We start from the raw sequence: 3,355 nt of genomic DNA, 5'->3' as shown, positions 1-3,355 counted from the left end.
GTCATGGAACGCAGGAGTCGACCTTCGCAGATGTAATTGGCTGGTCCCGTCATGTACACATGGCCGTCAGACGCCCATTCGACATGCAGACTCCCTCCGGGAAGATGCACCGTCGCCTCCCGGTTCGCCAATCCTTTGAGATGGGCGGCCACCAGAACGGCGCAGGCGCCGGTTCCGCACGCAAGGGTAATGCCCGACCCGCGCTCCCAGGTCCGCATAAGAAGATGGCTCGAATCCTGAACCTGGACGAAATGGACGTTAGTCCGCTGCGGAAAGAGCGGATGATGTTCCAGTCGGGGACCCCAGTACGCCAAGTTCGCCGCTTCAACGTCGTCCACAAAGATCACAATGTGCGGATTTCCCATGGACACAGCGGTAAAAACGAATCGGTGCCCTTCCGCTTCCAGCTCTGCGTCCACCACAGGTTCCCGCTCGGGACCCGTCATGGGAATCTTCGTTGAGCGCAGCTGAGGCGGGCCCATGTCGACCTTTACCGCCACAACCTCCCCGTTTTCTCCGAGGAAAAGTTCCGGAATAATGGTTCCCGCCAAGGTTTGGACGGGGAAACGAGTCTTCCGGGTGAGGCCTTTGTCGTAGACGAAACGGGCAAAGCAGCGCATCCCATTGCCGCACATCTCCGCTTCTGACCCGTCAGCGTTGAAGATGCGAAAGCGAAAGTCGTGGCCTGGGGAGATTGGGGGTAGGACCACGATGAGGCCGTCGCTCCCGATGCCAAAGTTCTTATCGCTGACGAGCTTGGCCAGTTCTGGCAGCCTTTCCTCGGGCACCTGTGTTTCGAAATGATTGATCAAGATGTAGCTATTCCCAAGACCTTCCATCTTTGTGAATGCAATCATCGATTGCCCCCTTCCTCGCTTATGGCTTATGGATCGGTCATAAACCTTGGCGATGCGCGCGTCGCCGGACAGGAACAGCATAGCATGAGGTCGAGGGTACGTGGTTCCCAGAGGATGCACCGCTCGCGGCCAAAGGACCGCTCGATGGCAAGAAGGCGCGCCAAGAGAACGTAAGGAGAAAGGACCGTCTCCAGCTCCGCTACCTGATCGAGAAACGGCGGCTGGACGAGTCATCCCGACGGGATCGGCCTTATAGACGGGCGAGGCGCGAACCATCCGCCCTTCGGCCGTCCGCATCCGCCCCTCGGCGTCCCGGTTGCTCAGCTCGCGTTGCGTCAGGAAATTGTTGAGGAAGTCGTGCGCCTTGTACCGCTCGCGCCCCACCGGTTCGCTGCGCGGAAAGGAGACCGTAACGAGAGTTTACATCTTTCCGACCACGCCTCAAGGGTAGAGGGAAGCGGCTTCTCGTAGGGCGCGGCGGTCAATCCCAACGGCCCTTCGCCGGCGATTACGGTGAGACGAATCATGCCCTTATCCAGCCCATTCGTCGCCAGCACGTCGCCGATGGCACGGGCAATGGTCGTCTCGTCATATCGCCAGCAGATGCCCGCCGCCTCGAGGCCGCGCCGCAGCCAGGCCAGGTGGTCGGCAAGGAGAAAAGGCCGCCCGCCTTAGGCGCGCAGCGTTTCAAAAAAGGACGTCCCGTCCAGAAAGCCGTGATCGAAAGGCGAAAGACGCACCGCATCGACCGATTTCAGAGCGCCGTCGACCCACACAATCACCACCTCACGCGCCTTCCGCGACGCCGGCGTAGGCGTCGAGGAAGTTGCGCAGCAAATCCACGCCGCCGTCGGTGAGGATGGACTCGGGGTGAAACTGCACCCCTTCGATGGGCAGCCTCCGATGGCGTAGCCCCATTAGCTCCCCTTCCGTCGTGCGGGCGCTGACTTCAAAGACGTCCGGCAGGCTTTCCTCTTCGACGATGAGCGAGTGGTAGCGCATAGCCACAAAAGGGGAAGGCAGGCCTTTGTACAACGTCTTGCCGTCGTGAGCAATTTCCGACGTCTTGCCGTGCATCGGGCGCTGGGCGCGCACCACGCGGCCGCCAAAGGCCTGAGCGACTGCCTGGTGGCCGAGGCAGACGCCCAGAATGGGCACCTTGCCAGCGAAATGGCGGATCATGGCCAGGCTCACTCCCGCTTCGTTCGGGGTACCCGGACCGGGCGAGATCACAAGATAGCGAGGGGCGAGGTGCTCCGCTTCCTCGAGGGTAATGGCGTCGTTGCGGAACACCCGCACCTCGGCCCCCAGCGCCCCGAAGTACTGGACCAGGTTGTACGTGAAGGAATCGTAGTTGTCGATGACGAGAACCATCCCTCATTCTCCTCTCCGGCCCACCTCAGCTAGGCTCTCCTCCACGGCTTCCCACAACGCTTCCGCCTTGTTCAGGCTTTCTTCGTACTCGGCGGCGGGCTGTGAGTCGATGACGATGCCCGCTCCGGTCTGCACGTGGGCCCAGCCGTCTTTGGCCACCAGCGTGCGGATGACAATGTTTAGGGTTATGTCGCCCTGGTAGCCGAACCAGCCAAGTGACCCGGTGTACGGACCGCGGCGGACGGGTTCAAGCTCTTCGATGATCTCCATCGCTCGCACTTTCGGCGCCCCAGTGATAGTCCCGCCGGGAAAGACGGCGCGCAGAACGTCAACGGCACTGGCGTCGGGCTGCCGCCGGCCGCGCACGTGGGACACTAGGTGCATGACATGGGAATAGCGCTCGACGACCATCAACTCGTCGACACGCACCGTGCCATAGACCGCCACGCGCCCCAGGTCGTTGCGCACGAGGTCGACAAGCATCGCGTGCTCAGTGCGCTCCTTTTCGCTGGCCAAAAGTTCCCGCTCTAGTGCCTCGTCTTCTTCCGATGTCCACCCCCGTCGCCGCGTGCCGGCGATAGGCCGCGTAGCCAATTCCTCGTCCGTGACGCGAACGAGCAGCTCCGGCGAGTCGCAGACGATCTCGAGATCGGGAAAACGCAAATAGCCCATGTACGGCGAGGGGTTGAGCCGGCGCAGGACGCGGTAGACGGCGTAGGGCGAAACCTCAAGGGGCTGGCTGCGGCGTACCGAGAGGTTGACCTGGTACACGTCCCCCGCCGCGATGTAGTCCTGCACGCGACGCACCGCCGCCTCGAAGCCCGCGCGGGTAAAAGAGTAGCGCGGCTCCAGCGTTGCAGCGGCCGGCCGCCAGGCGTACAGCGCGTCGACGGCAGCCGGCTGTTCCAAGCGTGCGGCCAGCCGCTCCAGGCGCTTGCGAGCGGCGGTCCATCCGCCCGGTTCGGCGGGATCAGCACAGACGATCAGGTTGACGTCGCGCGCCTCATGGTTGATAGCCACCACTTCACGCGTTTCCATCAGGTACACCTCGGGCAGGGCTAAATCGTCAACGGCCCGCACGGGAAGGCGCTCGATGGCCCGCGCCGCGTCGTAGGCTACGTACC

The 3,355-nt window shown here is 62.7% G+C and carries 3 protein-coding genes and 2 pseudogenes; all 5 read right to left on the bottom strand.

All coding sequences use genetic code 11. The features are described 5' to 3' along the window. Positions 1 to 857: diaminopimelate epimerase (gene dapF, locus C7438_RS08950; protein WP_211322175.1), on the bottom strand; the 857-nt coding region annotated here is incomplete at its 3' end. A 26-nt stretch (positions 858 to 883) separates the two neighbouring features. Beyond that, positions 884 to 1,069 (bottom strand): annotated as a pseudogene (locus tag C7438_RS09690) (2-amino-4-hydroxy-6-hydroxymethyldihydropteridine diphosphokinase); the annotation flags it as partial. Between the two features lie 123 nt (positions 1,070 to 1,192). Continuing rightward, positions 1,193 to 1,513: pseudogene (locus tag C7438_RS09685) on the bottom strand (aminotransferase class IV); the annotation flags it as partial. A gap of 130 nt (positions 1,514 to 1,643) precedes the next feature. Then, entirely contained in the window at positions 1,644 to 2,231 is a 588-nt protein-coding gene (locus C7438_RS08935; protein WP_121445012.1) for an anthranilate synthase component II, read from the bottom strand. A 3-nt stretch (positions 2,232 to 2,234) separates the two neighbouring features. Beyond that, on the bottom strand, positions 2,235 to 3,355 hold a 1,121-nt coding region (locus C7438_RS08930; RefSeq protein ID WP_147402043.1), incomplete at its 5' end, for an anthranilate synthase component I family protein.

It is taken from the genome of Brockia lithotrophica, assembly GCF_003633725.1.
Taxonomy (GTDB): Bacteria; Bacillota; Bacilli; order Thermicanales; family DSM-22653; genus Brockia; species Brockia lithotrophica.
This window is presented reverse-complemented; position numbering and strand designations above follow the sequence as displayed.

Bases quoted from the DNA above. Each gene is read 5' to 3' on its own strand.
- C7438_RS08935 (WP_121445012.1), bottom strand. From the start codon at position 2,231: ATGGTTCTCGTCATCGACAACTACGATTCCTTCACGTACAACCTGGTC.